This window comes from Segniliparus rotundus DSM 44985, from assembly GCF_000092825.1.
GTDB classification, from domain to species: Bacteria; Actinomycetota; Actinomycetes; order Mycobacteriales; family Mycobacteriaceae; genus Segniliparus; species Segniliparus rotundus.
In genome coordinates, this window is record NC_014168.1 from 2,812,984 (window position 1) to 2,831,468 (window position 18,485).

Here is an 18,485-nt window from a genome sequence, read left to right on the forward strand (position 1 = left end):
CTCTCGATCACGGTTCGGGCGCTTGCTCGGTCACCGGCGGACCGGCGAGGCGACCAGATGCAGGGGCGACAGGATTCGAACCTGCGACCTGCGGTTTTGGAGACCGCTGCTCTACCAACTGAGCTACACCCCTCTGAGCTGGCTTGCGCCAGCCGCAGGTAGTCGCCAGCGTCAAATCCGGGTCCGTGAGCCGACGTGCGCCCAGCATGGAACCATCCTCAACACCAAGGCATTGATTCTAGCGGAAATCGCGCGCCGACACCAATCGGCTTCGGCGGCGGCGGAACGGTTCAGGAAAACTGAACTGTGGCGAGCGACTTTCCGAAGACCTTCTTGCCAGCGCTGGTGGCGGCGATCTGGATCACGCCGCGCCGAGCCTGCGGGTCGAGGGATTTCACCTTGCCGGAGAACTCCAGTTCTGCGGGCCGGTTCGCGGGCACGAGCACCGGGCTCACGAACCGGACTTCGAATTCGAGCAGGCCCGCGCCGTCGCCCAGCCAGGACGTGACGAAGGTCGAGGCGTACCCCATGGTGAGCATGCCGTGGGCGATCACCGTTTCGAAACCGCCCGCGGCAGCGATCTCCTCGTGGAAGTGGATGGGATTGGCGTCGCCGACGACCCCGGCGTAGTTGACGAGGTCGCCTCGGGTGACCCGGAACAATTCGGCCGGAAGCTCATCCCCGACCTGGACATCGTCAAAAGATCGAGCGGCCATGCATCATCACATTCCTCACGAGTTCCTTCAAGGACTCTTCCATAACAGCCCCGGTGTAACCGGCGACCTTTGTGTACCCGATGAGCACAACCTCGTCGGTGCCCCAAATCTTGCCGACGTTCTCCGTCTCGACGATGTCGACGCCGACGGCCTGGCGCATGTTGAGCATCTTCACCGAGCACTCCAGCCGCTCGCCCGCGCAGATCGGCCGCACGAAGGAGAACCGCTGTTCCGCCTGCACGGTCTGGCTCAGATCATAGTCCTTGACGATGTGCTCGAACAAATGCTCTTGCACGAGCAAGCCGATGATCGAGGCGAACGTCGGCGGGCACACGAGGTTCGCGAAGCCGGCGTCGCGCGCGGCCTGCTCGTCATGGTGGATGGGGTCGTAATTGCGCACCGCCTTCGCGAAAGCACGGACCTGCTCCCGGCCTATCTCGTAGTAGTCCGGAAGCACATACGTCTTTCCCACGAAGTCTGGATACTGCGTTGCCTTTTTCTCGGCGTGCGGCTTCTCTGTGGTCTCAGGCACGACGGGGAATGTACCCCTATCCGCCCACGATTCACTAGTAAGGCTTGCCTAATTTTCTTGCGGGCGAGCGCTTCCGCACGCCCGCAACTGGGAAAATGTTGAGAAGACCTAACGAATCGGGCGAAGTGTTTCTTGTCACACCCTAAGCCGGGGGCGTCCCGGAAGCAAGAGCCGGAGGGGCCGACGACGCCGAAAACGGCGGAGCGCGCGCGAAAAGATGGCGCAGAACACACCGTTTTGCCGGCTCAGGCGAACTGAACGGTCGCCAATGCCTTGCCGAAAATCTTTTTCTCGTTCGAAAGAGCAGTCAACGTGATCACACCGGTTCGGGTCTGCGGGTCGAGAGATTTGATCTTCCCGGAGAACTCGATTTCGGCCGCGGTGTCGATGGGCACAAAGACAGGGCTCACGAACCGAACGTCGTACTCACGCACCGCTGAAGGATCGTTCGTCCAGCTCGAGAGGTAGGCCCCGGCATAAGCCATGGTCAGCATCCCGTGCGCGATGACAGTGTCGAAACCGGCCGCCGCGGCGACCCCGTCGTGCCAGTGGATCGGGTTCCGGTCGGCAGCCACTCCGGCGTAGTTGACGAGGTCGCCACGCCTGACCTGCACCACCTTCGTCGGCAGCTCGTCGCCGACTGCCAATCCATCGAAATTAGGCGTAGTTACCACGCATCATCACCTCGTCCACTAGTTTTGCGACATTCTCGTCCATCACCGCGCCCGTGCGCGCAGCGAGCTTCGTCCAACCGACGAGCACCGGCTCGCCGGTGTCCCACAGCGTCGCGGTGTTCTTCGTCTCTGAAATGTCCGCTCCCAAACTGGAGCGGAAGCTCGTGATCTCCACTTCGCAGCGCAACCGGTCGCCCGCGTAAATAGGGCGGCTGTACTGAAACTTCTGCTCCGACTGCACCATCGGCCCCGGCACATAGTTCAGCTCTCGGTACATGTGCTCGTGGATCCTGATGCCGTACGCGGAGGCGAACGTGATGGGAGCCATGATGGTGGGGTGCCCCGCCGCCCGAGCCGCCTCCTCGTCCCAGTGGAACGGATGGAAGTCTTGCGCAGCTCGCGCGAAGTCGCGAATCACCTCCCGGCTGATCTCGTAGTAGTCCGGGTGTGTGTAGACGTAGCCCACATGCCCGGAAAGATCGTGAATCGGGGCAGCGTCGCGCTCCAGGGTTCTTGACATCCGCATAATTTCTATCTACTCGGGGCCGTCGCAACGAGACGGACGGCCCATGACCATAGGACTTCTGCTGCTTGCCGCAGCCGTCGCTCCGATGCGCGGCCACTGGCTCCAACGGCCGCTCGGAATAGGGCCAGCCTACAGCACAAAAACGCCGCATCGGTCCACCTCGCCCTGCGCGAAGGCGCGTCGTGCCCGTCCTTGGGCTCCCGATCGTCGGCCGAACGAACCAGAACAGCTGCCCTCCCCCTGAGTAGCGATGGCCGGACTTGAACCGGCGACACAGCGATTATGAGCCGCTTGCTCTACCGACTGAGCTACATCGCCTCGGACCCTCGGAAGTTTCTGGGCCGCTCGACATTGTTGAGCGCAACAATACCTCTCGGCGTTCCAAGAACTTCGATCAGGAGCCCCGCCCTGCTGCAATCGTGTCCGATATTCACAGGAGAGCCCCCGAGCGGAATCGAACCGACGACCTCTTTCTTACCAAGAAAGTGCTCTACCACTGAGCTACGGGGGCATGTCTCTATGCAGTTACAGCTATGCAATGCAAACCCTCGCCATACAATGGCGAGGGTTTGTGGCAGATGTAGGATTCGAACCTACGTAGCTTTCGCGACGGATTTACAGTCCGCTCCCATTGGCCGCTCGGGCAATCTGCCGGACACGCGCCAGCTTCGCCGACGCGCTGTGCATAGTAGCAGGAGTACCGGGCCGAACGCCAGTTGCGGCGGGCATTAGTCTGTGACCTGCTAAAAATTTCACGCTAGGAGACACCCATGGCAGACTCATCCTTCGACATCGTCAGCAAGGTCGACCGCCAAGAGGCCGACAACGCCGTGAACCAAGCCGCGAAAGAGCTCGCGACGCGATTCGACTTCCGGGGCGTGGACGCGACCGTCGCGTGGACCGGGGACGAGACTCTGCTGCTGTCCGCGCAGACCGAGGAACGGGTCAAAGCGGCCGTCGAAGTGTTCAAGGAGAAGCTGATCAAGCGCGGTTTGTCCCTCAAAGCCGTCAAGTTCGACGACCCTGCCCCATCCGGCAAGATCTACCAGGTCAAAGCCGCGCTGAAGCAAGGGATCGACCAGGAGCACGCCAAGAAGATCAGCAAGAAGATCCGAGACGAGGGGCCGAAGGGCGTCCGGGTGCAGGTGCAGGGCGACGAGTTGCGCGTCTTCAGCAAGAAGCGCGACGATCTTCAGGCGGTCATCTCGCTCGTCAAAGGCGGCGACTTCGACGTCGCCCTCCAATTCACCAACTACCGCTAGCCGAGGAGCCCCCGCGGGGGCCGCGCCTGGACCGCCGGCCTCGCTGAGACCGCTGATCTCACTTTTTGTGGCCCTTGGCCTTCAACTGCACGATTCTCGTCCCGGACCAATCGCCAAGGCCGATGACTTTCGTCGTCGCGAGCCCGGCGGTCGGCGCGGCCTCCGAGATCTCGCTCTGCTCGATATAGCCCGGATGCCCGGTCTTCGGCGAGAGCACCCAGATGAAGCCGTCTTCCGCCAACAGCTCGATCGCGTCCACCAGCGCGTCCACGAGATCGCCGTCCCCTTCGCGCCACCACAGCAGCACCACGTCGACGACTTCCCCCGCGTCCTCGTCCAACAGGTCCGCCCCCAAAGCGTCCTGGATGTCCGTCCGGATTTGCTCGTCGACGTCCTCGTCCCAACCGAACTCTTGCACCACCATGTCCGGAGCAATGCCCAGCTTCTGGGCGGCGTGCTCGTTCGTCTGCGCCGCGCTCACGGCAGTGTGTCTCCTTCTGTTCGGCGTTGCAGTCTCCCTTGATCGTGCTCTATCAACGCCCAGTGGTCAACTGGGGCAAAAGTGACGTACATCAAATTTCACCCTTCGGCACAGGTCAACGCCGCAACGGCAAGCATGCGCGCAGCGCGCGCAACAGCAGAGCGCCGATTGTGCATGCAGTTTTTCACCGCGCTTGCGCAATTTTTTCGCCTCGCTTGCACACACCGCCGCCCGCCAGAACACCCGGCCTGCATAATCCCCGGCCCGAGCCTCGGGGCTCTTGCGCCCGCGCCGAGACAACGCGGGCGAGGCGCCCGATCCGCTGTTCCCAGCGACGGCCCGGCGAACCTGCCACTAGAGGCCCGGCGAACCTGCCACTAGAATTGTGATCTGTGACAGACAAGCACCACGTCATCCGAGAAGGCGTCGCCTCATACCTCGCCGACCACGACCTGCAAGAGACCGAAGAGTGGCTGGAGTCCCTTGACGAGCTGGTCGAGCGCGAGGGCCATGAGCGCGCGCGGTTCGTGATCTTGCGCCTGTTGGAGCGCGCCCATGAAAAAGGCGTGGCGGTCCCCTCGCTCACCTCGACCGACTACGTCAACACCATTCCGACCGAGCTGGAGCCGACGTTCCCCGGCGACGAGGAAATCGAGCGCCGCTACCGGGCTTGGATCCGGTGGAACGCCGCAGTGATGGTGCACCGCGCCCAGGCTCCGGGGATCGGCGTCGGCGGCCACATCTCCACCTACGCCTCCGCGGCTTCGCTGTACGAAGTGGGGTTCAACTGGTTCTGGCGCGGCAAGTCCCACCCATCGGGCGGCGATCAGGTGTTCATCCAAGGCCACGGCTCCCCCGGCGTGTACGCCAGGGCTTTCCTGGAAGGGCGCATCCCCGCGGAACAGCTCGACGGCTTCCGCCAGGAGCGCAGCCATCAGAGCAGGGGCGGGGGGCTGCCCTCGTACCCGCACCCTCGCCTGTTGCCCGGGTTCTGGGAATTCCCGACCGTCTCGATGGGCCTCGGACCCGCCAACGCGATCATGCAGGCGCGGTTCAACCATTATCTGCACGACCGGGGCATCAAAGACACCTCGGAACAGCATGTGTGGGCGTTCCTCGGCGACGGCGAGATGGACGAGCCCGAGTCGCGCGGCCTGTTGCAGATCGCGGCGACCGAGGGCCTGGACAACCTCACCTTCGTGGTCAACTGCAACTTGCAGCGCCTCGACGGCCCGGTCCGGGGCAACGGGAAGATCGTCCAGGAGCTCGAAGGCTTTTTCCGGGGCGCGGGCTGGAACGTCGTCAAAGTCGTGTGGGGCCGCGAGTGGGACGACCTCTTGCGCGCCGACGAGGACGGCGCGCTGGTCAAGATCATGAACGAGACTCCGGACGGGGACTACCAGACATACAAGGCCAATGACGGCGCCTACGTGCGCGAGCACTTCTTCGGGCGCGATCCGCGCACCAAAGAGCTGGTGAAGAACTACAGCGACGAACAGATCTGGAACCTCAAACGAGGCGGGCACGACTACCGCAAGATCTACGCCGCCTACCAGCGGGCGCTGGCCCACAAAGGCCAGCCGACCGTTGTGCTCGCCCACACGATCAAGGGCTACGGCCTCGGCACGAACTTCGCGGGCCGCAACGCCACCCATCAGATGAAGAAACTGGCCCTTGACGACCTGAAACAATTCCGCGACTCGTTGCGCATCCCGATCTCGGACGAAGCCCTCGAGCGCAACCCGTACCTGCCTCCGTACTACCACCCCGGCCCGGACGCTCCGGAGATCCAGTACCTCGTCGAGCGCCGCCGCGAGCTCGGGGGATTCCTGCCGCACCGGCGGACCAGCTCGAAAGCGCTCGCCCTGCCGGACGACAAGCCATACGCGACGCTGAAAACCGGCTCCGGGAAACAGCAGGTCGCGACGACCATGGCCCTGGTGCGCCTGTTCCGCGAGCTGCTCAAAGACAAGGAAATCGGCCACCGGATCGTCCCGATCATCCCCGACGAGGCCCGGACTTTCGGCATGGACTCGTGGTTCCCGTCGCTGAAGATCTACAACCGGCTGGGGCAGCTCTACACATCGGTGGACGCGGAACTCATGCTCGCCTACAAAGAGAGCCCGACCGGCCAAATCCTGCACGAGGGCATCAACGAGTGCGGATCGACCTCGTCGTTCACCGCGGTCGGCACCTCGTACGCGACGCACGACGAGCCGATGATCCCGATTTACATCTTCTACTCGATGTTCGGCTTCCAACGCACCGCCGACAGCATCTGGGCGGCCTCTGACCAAATGGCCAGAGGCTTCCTGCTCGGCGCGACAGCGGGGCGGACCACCCTCACCGGCGAAGGGTTGCAGCACGCGGACGGGCACTCCCTGCTCATCGCGCACACCAACCCGGCCGTGGTCGCCTACGACCCCGCGTTCGCGTACGAGATCGCGCACATCGTCCAATCGGGGCTGAGCCGCATGTACGGGCCGCACCCAGAGGACCTGATCTACTACATCACGCTGTACAACGAGCCGATCCATCAGCCGCAGGAGCCCGCCGACCTCGACGTCGACGGCCTCATCAAGGGCATGTACCTGTTCCGCCACCCCGAGTCGGACACCGGCCTGCAAGCGAACATCCTCGCTTCGGGCGTCATCCTCCCGGAGGCGCTGCGGGCGCAGGAGCTGCTCCGCGAGCATTGGCAGGTCGGGGCCACCGTCTGGTCGGTGACCTCCTGGGGCCAGCTCGCCCGCGACGGGGAGCTGAGCGACCAAGGCGCGCTGCGCCACCCCGACCAGCCGCACCACACACCGCACGTCACCAGCGCGCTCAAATCCGCCGTCGGGCCCGTGGTCGCGGTCTCGGACTGGGCCCGAGCGGTCCCGAACCTCATCCGCCCCTGGGTGCCGAACCGGTTCACCGCGCTCGGCGCGGATGGTTTCGGCTTCTCCGACACCCGCAAGGCCGCGCGCCGCGTGTTCAACATCGACGCCGAGTCCATCGTGGTGGCCGTGCTGCTCTCGCTGGCCGAGGACGGGAACTTGGACCGCTCGGTCGCAGTCCAGGCGGCGGAGCAGTACCACATCGACGACGTTCTCGCTGTGGTCGGCGATGAGCATTAGCGAACACGTCGGAAGCGGCGCATGAGCCCGGCCGCGCGGGGGGGCCCTCGGCCGAGGCGGTCGAAAAAACGCAACCGCGAGCCGCTTCCGGAGAATTTGCTTCGCAGGATTAAGCACTTCTCCGGGCATTTGGCCACCGACGCGGTCCGGTCTATGGATGTGCAACTGCCGTACTTCGCCGAGCTGGACACGAACCAGCGGGCCAATGTGCAGCTCGTGGTGCAGACCGCCGTGGTGAACTTTGTGGAGTGGCTGCAAAACCCCTCCACACAGGTGGGTTTGGCCCTGCAGCCCTTCGAGGTCGTGCCCCAAGACCTCGCCAGACACATCACCCTGTCCCAGACCGTGGATATGATCCGGGTTTCGCTGGAGCATTTCGAGCTGTATCTGCCAGCGCTCGCCAAGGACGAGGCACAGCTCGTCAACCTCACCGAGTCCGTGCTGCGCTACGGCAGGGAGATCGGCTTCGCCGCCGCCGCCGCGTACGCAGAGGCCGCGGAAGCCCGAGGCTCCTGGGACAACCGGCTCGAAGCCGTCCTGGTCGACGCCGTGATCCGAGGCGACGCGAGCGGCGAGCTGCAATCCAGGGCGGCGACCTTGAACTGGGACGCGAACGCGCCCGCGACCGTGATCGTCGGGGAGGCCCGGACCGACTCTCCGACGAGCATCCCCGTGCTCATCCACAACATCGCCCAACGCCACTCGGGGGCCGCGCTCTCGGCGGTGCACGGGCGCAAGCTCATCACGGTCGTCTCTGGCGCGCTGCCGTCCAATCAAGCGTTCCTCGCCGAATTGCTCAAAGTCTTCGAAGACTCGCCGGTGGTGATCGGGCCGACCGCGCCGTCGCTCGCCGAGGCCAGGATCTCCGCCACGGATGCCCTCTCCGCGCTCGAAGCGGTGGCCGGATGGCGCGGAGCGCCTCGGCCGGCCCACGCCGACGAGCTGCTGCCGGAGCGTGTGCTCAACGGAGACATTTCGGCGGCGCGCGCGCTGACCGAACAAGTGGTGTCGCCGTTGCTCGCCGCAGGGGCGAGCCTCTTGACCACGCTCGAATCCTATTTGGACACCGGCGGCGGCGTGGACGCCTGCGCGCGGGAGCTCTTTGTGCACCCGAACACCGTCCGCTACCGGCTCCGGCGGATCGCGGCGGTCACCGGGCTCGACCCCACCGATCCTCGGGACGGGTTCGTGTTGCGCGTGGCCAGCATCATCGGCAGGATCAGCGCGAGCCCGGGGCCGAGGGACGTCGGTTTCACATCGACATGGGCCGTGGAGCACAGCGACTCCCTCGGGTCCAGCGAGCAGAGAGCTTCCGCTGATTCGTCGTCGAACAGCACAAGCGATTTGTAGAAATCTACAAATTACTCGGCAGGATTTCGTCATGTCGCACACCGCAAACCAAGCCGACTTTAGTGTTCTCTTAAATTCATGCGCTCATTAGTTGCCCCCGGGCAAGGATCCCAGTCCGCCGGGATGCTCACGCCGTGGCTCGCCATCCCCGGCGCCGCAGAACGTGTCGCGACCTGGTCTGAGCAAACCGGGCTCGACCTGGAGCACCTGGGGACCTCCGCCTCCGCCGAGGAGGTCACCGACACCGCGGTGGCCCAGCCGCTCATTGTCGCAGTGGGCCTGCTCGCTTGGGAGAAACTCCGCCAGGACGGCTTCGGGATAGAAGCCGACACCCTCGTGGCGGGCCACTCCATCGGCGAGCTCACCGCGGCGGCCGTCGCCGGCGTCATCACCGCGGACGAGGCCGTGCAACTCGCCGCCGTCCGGGGCCGCGAAATGGCGAAGGCCTGCGCGATCGCCCCGAGCGGCATGTCCGCGTTGCTCGGCGGCGACGAGGAGGACGTGCTCGCTCGGCTTGATGAGCTAGACTTAGTCCCGGCGAACCGCAATGCCAAGGGACAGATCGTCGCCGCGGGATCCCTTGCGGCACTTGAGGAGCTGAAGGCGAACCCGCCGCACGGCGCCCGGGTCCGTCCCTTGTCGGTCGCCGGAGCGTTCCACACGGAGCACATGGCCACTGCGCGGGAGGCGGTCGCGGCGGCGGTCGCCGAGCTCACGCCGAGCGACCCGCTCGTGGCATTGCTGTCCAACGCAGACGGCGAGGTCGTGCGATCGGGAGCCGACGCGCTCACGAGGATCGTCAACCAGGTCACGTCCCCTGTGCGCTGGGACCTTTGCCAAGCGAAGATGCGCGAACTCGGCGTGGACACGCTCACCGAGCTGCCACCAGCCGGTACGCTCACTGCGATCGCGAAGCGGGAGCTGGCGGAAGTGCAAACGCACGCCGTGAAAAAAGTAGAAGATTTGGCGCTCGTCGCCGAGCTCGGGTGACGCGTTCGCGTCATCCCTGACCAAAGCGGCAACGGGCAAAGCGCCCGACAAACCTGCCGCGAAAAGAAAGAAGGAGACGGCCAAGTGCCTACCAGTGAAGCCGAAATCATCGCCGGAATCGCCGACATCATCGAAGAAGTGACCGGCATCGAGCCCTCGGAGATCACCCCGGAGAAGTCCTTTATCGACGACCTCGACATCGACTCCCTCTCCATGGTGGAGATCGCGGTGCAGACCGAGGACAAGTACGGTGTCACCATCCCCGACGAGGACCTGACCTCCCTGCGCACCGTTGGCGACGTCGTCGCCTACATCCAGAAGCTGGAAGAAGACAACTCCGAGGTCGCCGAGAAGATCCGCGCGTCGCTGCAGTCCGGCGGCAAGGACTCCGACGAGGCCAAGGAAGCCATCCGCCAAGCCGCGGCTGAGATCGAGGCCAAGAAGAAGGCCGAAGCCGCCGAGGCTAAGTGAGGCAGCGATGAGTTCTGCAACCACCCTCAACGGCGGTTATCCCAGTATCGTCATCACCGGCATGCACGCTGTGTCGGGGCTCGGCCACGATGTCGACACGACATGGAACAACCTGCTCGCGGGCAAGAGCGGTGTCGAGAAGCTGGAAACCGCTCGGCTGACCGGGCTCTCCTTGGAGGGCCTGCCGGCGCAAATCGGCTCTCAGCTGAAGTTCGACCCGACTGAGACTCTCAGCAGGGTGGAAAAGCGCCGGATGAGCTACACCCAGCAGCTCGGCGTGGTCGTCGCCCGCCAGCTCTGGGAAGAGGCCGGCAAGCCCGAGGTGGACGGCGACCGGCTCGCCGTCATCGTCGGCAGCGGCCTCGGCGGCGGCGACGCGATGCTCGACACCATCGACCGGATGCGCGACGGCGGGTACAAAAAAGTGTCCCCGCTGTCCGTGCAAATGATCATGGCGAACGGCACTGCGGCTGTGATCGGGCTCGAGCTCGGCGCGCGCGCTGGCGTGGTCACCCCGATCTCGGCCTGCGCCACCGGCACCGAAGCGCTGGTGCACGCATGGCAGATGATCGCCATGGGCGATGCCGACATGGTCATCGCCGGTGGTGTGGAGAGCACGATCGACGCGATCCCGATCGCATGCTTCTCGATGATGCGCGCGCTCTCCACCCAGAACGATGATCCGAAAGCGGCCTCCCGCCCGTTCGACAAAGACCGCAAGGGCTTCGTCTTCGGCGAGGGCGGCGCGTTGCTCATCATCGAGCGGGAAGAGCACGCCAAAGCGCGTGGCGCGAAGATCCTTGCCCGTCTCATGGGCGTTGGCCTCACCTCGGACGCCTTCCACATGGTCGCCCCCGACCTTGAGGGCAAGGGAGCCGAGCGGGCCATGCGGCGCGCCATCGAGCGAGCCGGTGTCACCGCCTCCGACATCACGTATGTCAACGCGCATGCCACCGGCACCGACGTCGGCGACCCGGCGGAGGCAATGGCGATCAACCGGGCCATCGGCGACCACCCCGCGGTGTACGCTCCGAAGTCCGCTCTCGGCCACTCCATTGGCGCGACCGGCGCTCTCGAGACGATCCTCACCGTCAAGGCTCTGGAGGAAGGGATTTCCCCGCCGACGCTGAACCTCGACAACAAGGATCCGGAGATCAACCTGGACGTCATTCATGGCGAGAACCGCAAGGGCGACTTCCAATTCGCGATCAACAACTCCTTCGGGTTCGGCGGCCACAACGCCGCCGTCGTGTTGGGCAAGGCCTGATCCTCACGGACCAGGGCTCGCCCTGAACAGGGCGTGGCTTGCATATGCGAATCCCCCCGGCAGCTGCCGGGGGGATTCGCATATGCGCGTTCCTTAGGAGGTCGGCCTGAGCTCGACAATCGGAATCGGGCGGCTGGTTTTCTTCTGGTACTCGGTGTACCGATTCTTGTTGGCCGCGTTCACGATCCGCCAGCGCCGCGCGTAGTCCGGATCGTCCGGAAGGGTCGCCTTCGCAGTCACAGCGCGCGTGCGGCGGCCGATCTGGATCTCACAATCCGGTTTCGCGCGCAAATTGGCCAACCACCCAGGGGGCCGGTCCGCCCCTCCGTTCGAAGCGACGACAAGATACACGCCTGCGTCTTCGGCGTACGTCAACGCGTTGGTTCTGGACAGGCCGCTCTTCCTGCCGGTCGTGCGCAACAACAGGCAGGGCACTCCCAAGAGTTTGTGGCCGACCAAGCCACCGCTTTTCTCATACACCCACTGATGCGCCTGCAGGACGCGGTGCAACACAGTCGTCATGGGACTTCTTTCTGACGGTTCGGCTCTTGCTCCTTGCAAGTAGCATGCGGGCAATCCGGCGGACCGTGCCGCGCCCAACCAGGTTGCGCTCGAAGAGCAGTTCGGCCTGATCCCGCGAACGAGAAGAGACCTAGCCCGCCGAACGTTCCCGGCCAGCAGAAACGGCGCCGCCTTCACGGTAGGGCTCCAGCGCCCGGTCCCATGCCGCGCCCAACGCCTCGTCCAATTGCGCCGCGAACCACATGCCATCGCGCCGCCCATGCTCCATGAGCGCGCGCAGATACGATTCCCCGAGGATGACATCGCCGTTCGCGCCGGTCTCGCCATGCCACAGGCCGATGCCGGGGACATAGCTGAACCGTTCGCCGTTGACACCGGGGCTGGGGTCTTCCGTCACTTCGAAACGAAGCATGGGCCATTGGCGCAAGGCGTTGACAAGCCGAGCGCCGGTTCCCACCGGACCACGCCAATCCACAACAGCGCGCTGTGCTCCGGGAGCAGCCGCCTGGTCTCGCCAGACGAGGTCTGCTGGCGAGCCAAGGGCAGTGGTGAGCGCCCATTCCACGTGTGGACAGACCGCCGCAGGAGCGTAGTGGATGTACACGACACCACTCGCCGACTGCGCGGACGTATTGAGCGCTGCATTATGAAGTTGATTGCGCACACGTACCTCCTGCATCGACGAGCTTCGTCTTCCCCAACGAACTCTGCGGCGGTACATCGCGTGCGCGTAATTCCAGTATTGCACGAAACACGCGCAGGCGCTAGGGCCAATCCTTCAAGCAGGCACGCTGGTTCCGGCGAATTCCGCGAGGACAGCATCAGAGAAGCCCGGCCACAAAGGCTTCGCCCATCCCCCGTCCTGGAACGGCCGGTCGGTCAACACCACACAAGCAAGCTGCGCGTTCGGGTCCACCCACAGGAATGTGCCGGAGGCCCCGAAATGCCCGAACGTCTTCGGAGAATTTCCGGCGCCCGTCCAATGCGGGCTCTTCGCCCCACGCAGCTCGAAACCCAGCCCCCAATCGTTGGGCTTCATATTGCCGTACCCGACAAGCACGCCGTCCAATCCCGTGAACTGGACGTTCGTCGCCTCCACGAGCAATTCTGGCGCGAGAAGCCTCGGCGCGAGCAGCTCACCGGCGAACCGGGCGAGATCCCGGCAATGCGCCCCCGCCCCCCACGCCGCCGAACCGGTGAAAGACACATCGCGCATGCCCAAGGGGTCGAAAACCGCTTCGGCGGTGTATTCGTGGAAACCTATGCCGGTTTCCCGCGCAACCTGTTCCGCCAACATCTCGACACCCGCGTTCGAGTAGATCCTTCGAGAGCCAGGCCGAGCGAACGGCACCCGGCTGTCAAACGGCAGACCCGAAGCATGGGCGAGCAGATGACGCAGCGTCGACCCCGGCGGACCCGCCGGATCGTCAAGCCCCAACGCGCCCTCTTGCACAGCAAGAAGCGCCGCGTAGCCACTGAGGATCTTGGTCACCGAGGCAAGCGGGAAAACCCGCTCCACCTCGCCGTGCTCGGCGACCACCCCCGAAGGGGCGATCACCGTCGCGGCCACGTGGTCGACAGGCCACGCGTCGAGCAACGAAAGGGCGGTCGTCACGTCCGGCGCCCGATCAATTGATCGGAGGGATGTCCTCGATCGGCGGCGGGAAGGCCGGTCCGGACTGCGTGGTCGGAGCGGCCGATGTGCTCGGCGCGGGCGTGTCCGGACGGACAGGGGCCGTTGCCACCGGAGGCTGCGGCGGGCGAGGCACACTCGTGGTCCGGGGCGGAACCGGAACCGCAGGGACCGGCGGCGGCGTGTACACCGGCGGCGCGGCGCTGGTCTCCGGCGCGGGCGGCGTCTCAGCAGGAGGCACGGGAGACGGGGCCTCGTTCAAAGGCGACGTCTCCGGGTTCTCCGGAGGCGGAGGAAGCTCCGACTCGTCCGAGGGCACGGGAAGAACGTCCGACTCCTCCGAAGACGGAGCGGCAGGAGCCTCAGACGCGGGGGTCTCGGGCACCTTCTTGTCGTCCGTGGAGCATCCGAGCACAGCGATCCCCGCAAAAGTCGCAGCCGCGACCGCTTGCAACGTCAGCTTCGAGATCGACTTCTGCGTCGACTCTGAATCAGGTCCGATCACCCAGCACCTCACTTTTCATCCTGAATGTTGACCACCGCACGCCCCACATGTGCGCAGACACGCCCGGTTAAGGACACATCCTAACCATGCATGATCGAAACAGTCCGCAGGGGGGTGTTCGCGGAGCCGCGCGCCGGAGCGCGACGGGGCTGCCGCCGCCGAGCTTCAACGCCCGCAGAACTCGCCGGAGATCAAACGACGCCCTGTTCAGGACGCACGCGGTGGAGAGCAACAAGAGATTTTTTGGAACGCCGCGCCCTCATGGAACAGCGAGAAAACGTGTGAAAATCAGACGTTTTCCTTCCCCCCGCGCAGAGCCGCCAGGAACGCGTCCGGCTTTTCGAGGCTGACGAGCACACAACGAACCGGCCATGCGCCCAGCGGGGCTTTCACTGGTTTGACCGGGGTGGCGAACCGGACGATCACGACACCGTCCCGCGACCCGTTGACGAGCCAACCGTCTTCGGCCCCATGAACTCCCCAAGCCAAAGGGCGCTTGCCGTACAGGCGCGCTGATGCGATGTTCCCCAGCGGCACGTCGATCTGGAACGCCCAGCCGTGCTTGACGCGGAGCATGTTGTCATCGACGCGGATGACGGCGCGCTTCGGACCCATCCCGAACACAGTCGAGAGCGGTCTGCACCACCGGTCGTATCGCATTGCGAAGTCCATAGGAGCATTGTCGTCCTCATCGGCACTGCTCGCCGCGGAGCCCTTCGCGACCCGCGCGGGCGCGCGACGGAGCAAGAAAATTCCAGCCTTGTCGCACACAGCGCACACAGACCCGCGCACGACGCGATCCTAGGATTTCGGAACGCCCGACCAGGGGCACGCTGCGGGAACGCAAGGAATTCGATGTGTTCTGCTGGTGCTCGTCAATAACTCGCTTGGCCCAGCACCGGCTACGCCACGTCACAGTGTTCTTCATGAGCGTCATGAACGGTTCTTCATGAGCGTCATGAACGAAAGGGCTCGGCCCCATGCGGGCTCGTGAACCCGCACCGCCCACCGCGACGAGCCGCCGTCACCGCGCTCGATGACCGCTCCCGGGCCGTGACCCTGGAACGACGAGACTGGCGCGTCACGACATGGTGGAACAGCCGCACCCCTTAGGCGTGAAACCGAACGGCGGCGAGAAGCCTCCATCAACGGCGAAAACCACCCGCCTGAGCCTGTAGAATCCTGCCCTGGGCGACTGGCTTCGCATTTCCAGCCAGTCCCAGGGGCTGTGGGACTGGCTGGAAATTGATCCGGCCCTGTTCAGGGGGCACGGCCCGGAACGCACGGGAACGTGATCATGGGGTTTTTGGAACGCCTGACGGGGATTGAGCTGCGACAATGGGCGCAAAACCCCGCTGGAACACGCCTTGCCACGACACATCCGACCCGTCGCTCCGCGAGACGACCCCCGGACAGCCAGGAACAGATCAACTCGTACAGAGAACCGAGAACATACCAAGTCGGGGCGCGAAGCACGGCTATATTGGACCAACTGGGTCATGCCCCCAACGTGTGCCAAGATAGAGTGGCACCGCCGCTTGCGATGGCTTGACGCAGCGTTTCTTGCACTGTGTGTCTCGCAGGGCCGCCAGATTGGTACCTGGCAGACGCAATATACTATCCGACGCTTGCTGAGACGAGAGGAGTCCGTTGCCCGCGAAGCCCAAGGCCCCGAAAACTGACTTCGCCGAGAACGGTAGTGCCTGCCATCGATCAGGATCGCTGATCTGGCAACCGCTTCGCTCGACCTGGGTCGATATCACCCACCGCCCGGAAGAGGTGGTCCGACAGGAATGGGTCCGCCGTTTAGCCGTAGACGGCCGATTCGATCTGGCACAGATGGATCAGGAACGCCGAACGCTGTCACACGGTCTGGGCAGCCCGCGCGCCGACATCGTGGTGTGGCCATCTGCGGATGCCAAAGCTGACGGCGCGGGTGCAATTCTAGTGGTTGAGACCAAAGCTGCTGCGGGACCTGTGATCCTTACCGATTTCCGGCAGGGTGAATCCTATGCGCGGGCAGGGGGTAGTTCCTTTCTGATCGCCGCGACAGCCAATGCGCACGCGGTGTACGAGTTGACACCTGGCTTCCCCGGCAAGGCGCGTCAGATCAATGACTGGCCCACCCGTGCAGATTTCACTGACGAGAAGAAACTCGCAGCCCTTAGGGATTCGCTGCGGTCCTTCGACCGCGAAGAGTTTCAGAAGCTGCTGTTCGATTGTCATTCATTGCTACGTGATCACCATGCCATGACACCGGACCGGGCATTCGACACGATCTCGAAAGTCCTGTTCATAAAACTCCACATCGAACGGTCGGGCGCCCATGGAACGTTCACAACCAATTTTCTCGATGATCGAGAAAAGACACGACTCACTGGCGATGCACCGGTTCATGAACTCTTATTTGAGGCTACTAAGGATGCCTACAAGACCGATGAATTGTTCGATTTCACTGACGTGCTGGACATATCTGATGCCACATTCCGCGCCTTGGTGCAACGACTCCAACGGTTTAACTTATCTAAAACCGGCGACGATATCAAGGGGATTGCCTTCGAGCGGTTCCTTGGTCGCACATTCCGTGGTGAACTTGGACAATTCTTCACGCCTCGTCCTGTTGTAGACTTTATGATTGAAGCGCTCGACCCTCAAGAGGGTGAACTAATCTGCGACCCGGCAGCTGGATCGGGCGGGTTCTTGATCCGAGCGTTCGACCATGTACGCTCATCGATTGCCTCCGATATAGAGCGGCAGAAGAACGATGCTTATGCGACTATTACTGCCGAGTACGCCCAGTCCAGCACCGAGGAGCAATTGGAGCAGCGAGATCGGCAGATCGACGCCGCTTTCGCCAAACTAAATGAAGAGCTTTCCCCGACCGACTCGACTGGCGCACCAGCGCGCACACGTGTCGGCCTCCTTTCCTGGGATTGCATCTACGGCACCGACAAGGAGCCGCGCGCGGCACGCACCGCGAAGATGAATATGATCATGCATGGCGACGGCCACGGTGGCATCCATTGGCACGACGGGCTAGTCAACATCAATGGGATATTCCCCGGCCGATTCCATGTAGTAGTGACCAACCCGCCGTTCGGAGCATCGGTCACTAGTGCACAACGGATCGGTGCCACCACCGAGTCCGACGTGCCCAATGATCCGGCCTACGCCCGCAGGCAATTTAAGCGTTATGGCGATGACTGGAAGATCAGCCACGATGCCGTCGTTAACGCTCGGGGCACACCGATCCTCGATCAGTTTGAAATTGGACGAGGCAAGAACAGCAGACAGACCGAGACGCTCTTTGTGGAGCGCTGTCTGAATCTTCTGAAACCAGGAGGCCGACTGGCGATCGTGCTGCCCAACGGCAACCTTAACGCCATGTCGTTGGACTGGCTGCGTCGATGGGTGGAAGGAAAAGCGTTCTTGCGTGGCGTAGTCGCACTGCCGCCAGAGACCTTTAAGTTTTCCAAGGCCAGCGTCTCGGCCTCTATCGTCTTCCTCGATAAGTTCACTGATGTCGACGCTGCCGCCTGGCAAGCAGCCTGGATGGATGCCGAGAAGTCTACAACACCGCAATTCGATGCACAGCGAAGTGCAACCGTACAGTCGCACGAACAGCAGGTCGTTACGGCATTCGGCGATGATGCCCTCACCAAGATTCTTACCCAGCTCGATGAACTAGGGATAACTCGCGCTCTCCCACCTTATGTCCGGAGCCCAGCGGCTGGTCTCGACTACGGCGCAGGGCGCACCACGATTGGGGTACCTCGTTGGACTGATTCATCCAATCGCAGCCGTATCGTCATCGATCTCAAGAAAGAGTACACTGATCGCGCACGGAGCCTAAGTTCTGTAATAACCAGAGCAGTAACCGATTTACGAGCCTCCCTAAAAGGGATCGATGATGCCCACACTGCAGCCATGTGGGAATTCGTGCGCGTGGCGTTTGATTACCCGGTTTTTATGGCCACTCCAACCAACGTCGGGATCACCGCTACGGGTGAAACTGGAGAGCGTGTCGCTAACGATCTTCCCGACATTTTGAAAGAATGGCACCGTTTCCGGATCTGGTGCAATAATGGCTTCCCCGATGTGGGGTTCTAATGCCTGTCACACAAATTACCAGGTGGAGAAAACTGAACGTTTGGTCACCGCAGTTAACTCCGGTTACAGGTTCGTGGCCCATGATCGCATTTGCAGACTTTGCTACCGAGGTTCACCCCGATCCCCATCGCCCAGCACCCAGCGAACATGTCAAATTAGCAGGCGTTCGCTGGTACGGGCGAGGGCTCTTTGTGCGTGAAGAACGGTTGGGCTCGGAGATCAAGGGGCGCTGTTATCCGCTGCAACCTGGAATGCTCGTTTACAATCGGTTGTTCGCATGGAAATCAGCATTCGCAGTAGTAACACCTGAATTCTGCGGGGTGCATG

At 63.4% G+C, this 18,485-nt stretch carries 17 protein-coding genes and 4 tRNA genes; 8 read left to right on the forward strand and 13 right to left on the reverse strand.

Features of this window, described 5'->3' with window-relative positions; genetic code table 11:
- Positions 1 to 60 precede the first annotated feature (60 nt).
- The 8 genes from SROT_RS13655 to SROT_RS13690 form a co-directional block, all read right to left on the reverse strand.
- Positions 61 to 133 (reverse strand) — tRNA-Trp (locus tag SROT_RS13655).
- 157 nt (positions 134 to 290) lie between these two features.
- A complete protein-coding gene (locus tag SROT_RS13660) occupies positions 291 to 716 on the reverse strand; it encodes a MaoC/PaaZ C-terminal domain-containing protein (RefSeq protein ID WP_013139611.1) in 426 nt (141 codons plus the stop codon).
- Positions 697 to 1,248: a (3R)-hydroxyacyl-ACP dehydratase subunit HadA gene (hadA, locus tag SROT_RS13665; protein WP_013139612.1), complete on the reverse strand. Its 552-nt coding sequence runs from the start codon at positions 1,246 to 1,248 to the stop codon at positions 697 to 699. The genes SROT_RS13660 and hadA (SROT_RS13665) overlap by 20 nt, the downstream gene beginning before the upstream one ends.
- Positions 1,249 to 1,493: 245 nt before the next feature.
- Entirely contained in the window at positions 1,494 to 1,922 is a 429-nt protein-coding gene (locus tag SROT_RS13670; RefSeq protein ID WP_013139613.1) for a MaoC/PaaZ C-terminal domain-containing protein, read from the reverse strand.
- Positions 1,906 to 2,442 (reverse strand): (3R)-hydroxyacyl-ACP dehydratase subunit HadA, encoded by a 537-nt coding sequence (gene hadA / locus SROT_RS13675; RefSeq protein ID WP_041408070.1) that lies wholly within the window; start codon positions 2,440 to 2,442, stop codon positions 1,906 to 1,908. The genes SROT_RS13670 and hadA (SROT_RS13675) overlap by 17 nt, the downstream gene beginning before the upstream one ends.
- Positions 2,443 to 2,693: 251 nt before the next feature.
- Positions 2,694 to 2,766: transfer RNA gene (locus SROT_RS13680), tRNA-Met, on the reverse strand.
- Between the two features lie 121 nt (positions 2,767 to 2,887).
- Positions 2,888 to 2,959: transfer RNA gene (locus SROT_RS13685), tRNA-Thr, on the reverse strand.
- Between the two features lie 61 nt (positions 2,960 to 3,020).
- Positions 3,021 to 3,101 (reverse strand) — tRNA-Tyr (locus tag SROT_RS13690).
- Between the two features lie 117 nt (positions 3,102 to 3,218).
- Between SROT_RS13690 and SROT_RS13695 the strand changes: the two genes are divergently transcribed.
- A complete protein-coding gene (locus tag SROT_RS13695) occupies positions 3,219 to 3,710 on the forward strand; it encodes a YajQ family cyclic di-GMP-binding protein (RefSeq protein WP_013139615.1) in 492 nt (163 codons plus the stop codon).
- A gap of 58 nt (positions 3,711 to 3,768) precedes the next feature.
- On the opposite strand, the gene SROT_RS13700 is transcribed toward SROT_RS13695, so the two are convergent.
- Complete coding sequence (locus tag SROT_RS13700) at positions 3,769 to 4,191, reverse strand: DUF3052 domain-containing protein (protein ID WP_013139616.1); 423 nt, start codon at positions 4,189 to 4,191, stop codon at positions 3,769 to 3,771.
- Positions 4,192 to 4,583: 392 nt separating this feature from the next.
- Here SROT_RS13700 and aceE point away from each other — a divergent pair, with 392 nt between their 5' ends.
- The 5 genes from aceE (at position 4,584) to SROT_RS13725 (ending at position 11,388) form a co-directional block, all read left to right on the forward strand.
- Positions 4,584 to 7,310, forward strand: coding sequence for a pyruvate dehydrogenase (acetyl-transferring), homodimeric type (aceE, locus tag SROT_RS13705; RefSeq protein WP_013139617.1), 2,727 nt, complete (start codon positions 4,584 to 4,586; stop codon positions 7,308 to 7,310).
- Between the two features lie 21 nt (positions 7,311 to 7,331).
- A complete protein-coding gene (locus SROT_RS13710) occupies positions 7,332 to 8,660 on the forward strand; it encodes a PucR family transcriptional regulator (protein WP_013139618.1) in 1,329 nt (442 codons plus the stop codon).
- A gap of 78 nt (positions 8,661 to 8,738) precedes the next feature.
- On the forward strand, positions 8,739 to 9,650 hold the full coding sequence (locus tag SROT_RS13715; RefSeq protein WP_013139619.1) for an ACP S-malonyltransferase: 912 nt from the start codon (positions 8,739 to 8,741) through the stop codon (positions 9,648 to 9,650).
- Positions 9,651 to 9,734: 84 nt separating this feature from the next.
- Positions 9,735 to 10,121, forward strand: coding sequence for a meromycolate extension acyl carrier protein AcpM (gene acpM / locus SROT_RS13720; protein WP_013139620.1), 387 nt, complete (start codon positions 9,735 to 9,737; stop codon positions 10,119 to 10,121).
- A gap of 7 nt (positions 10,122 to 10,128) precedes the next feature.
- Positions 10,129 to 11,388 (forward strand): KasA/KasB family beta-ketoacyl-ACP synthase, encoded by a 1,260-nt coding sequence (locus SROT_RS13725; protein ID WP_013139621.1) that lies wholly within the window; start codon positions 10,129 to 10,131, stop codon positions 11,386 to 11,388.
- Between the two features lie 93 nt (positions 11,389 to 11,481).
- Here SROT_RS13725 and SROT_RS13730 read toward each other — a convergent pair whose 3' ends face one another.
- From SROT_RS13730 to SROT_RS13740, 3 genes are all read right to left on the reverse strand, one after another.
- On the reverse strand, positions 11,482 to 11,910 hold the full coding sequence (locus tag SROT_RS13730) for a nitroreductase family deazaflavin-dependent oxidoreductase (protein WP_013139622.1): 429 nt from the start codon (positions 11,908 to 11,910) through the stop codon (positions 11,482 to 11,484).
- Positions 11,911 to 12,040: 130 nt separating this feature from the next.
- The gene (locus SROT_RS13735) at positions 12,041 to 12,574 is read right to left on the reverse strand and encodes a DUF3145 domain-containing protein (protein WP_013139623.1); all 534 of its coding nucleotides are present in this window, start codon (positions 12,572 to 12,574) and stop codon (positions 12,041 to 12,043) included.
- A gap of 114 nt (positions 12,575 to 12,688) precedes the next feature.
- Positions 12,689 to 13,525 (reverse strand): serine hydrolase domain-containing protein, encoded by an 837-nt coding sequence (locus SROT_RS13740; RefSeq protein ID WP_013139624.1) that lies wholly within the window; start codon positions 13,523 to 13,525, stop codon positions 12,689 to 12,691.
- Between the two features lie 29 nt (positions 13,526 to 13,554).
- Here SROT_RS13740 and SROT_RS13745 point away from each other — a divergent pair, with 29 nt between their 5' ends.
- Complete coding sequence (locus tag SROT_RS13745) at positions 13,555 to 14,079, forward strand: hypothetical protein (protein WP_013139625.1); 525 nt, start codon at positions 13,555 to 13,557, stop codon at positions 14,077 to 14,079.
- Positions 14,080 to 14,336: 257 nt separating this feature from the next.
- Here SROT_RS13745 and SROT_RS13750 read toward each other — a convergent pair whose 3' ends face one another.
- Positions 14,337 to 14,720, reverse strand: a complete 384-nt coding sequence (locus SROT_RS13750; RefSeq protein ID WP_041408072.1) for a hypothetical protein — start codon at positions 14,718 to 14,720, stop codon at positions 14,337 to 14,339.
- Positions 14,721 to 15,698: 978 nt separating this feature from the next.
- On the opposite strand from SROT_RS13750, the gene SROT_RS13755 reads away from it, so the two are divergent.
- Positions 15,699 to 18,158, forward strand: coding sequence for an N-6 DNA methylase (locus SROT_RS13755; RefSeq protein ID WP_013139627.1), 2,460 nt, complete (start codon positions 15,699 to 15,701; stop codon positions 18,156 to 18,158).
- Positions 18,159 to 18,485: the final 327 nt, after the last annotated feature.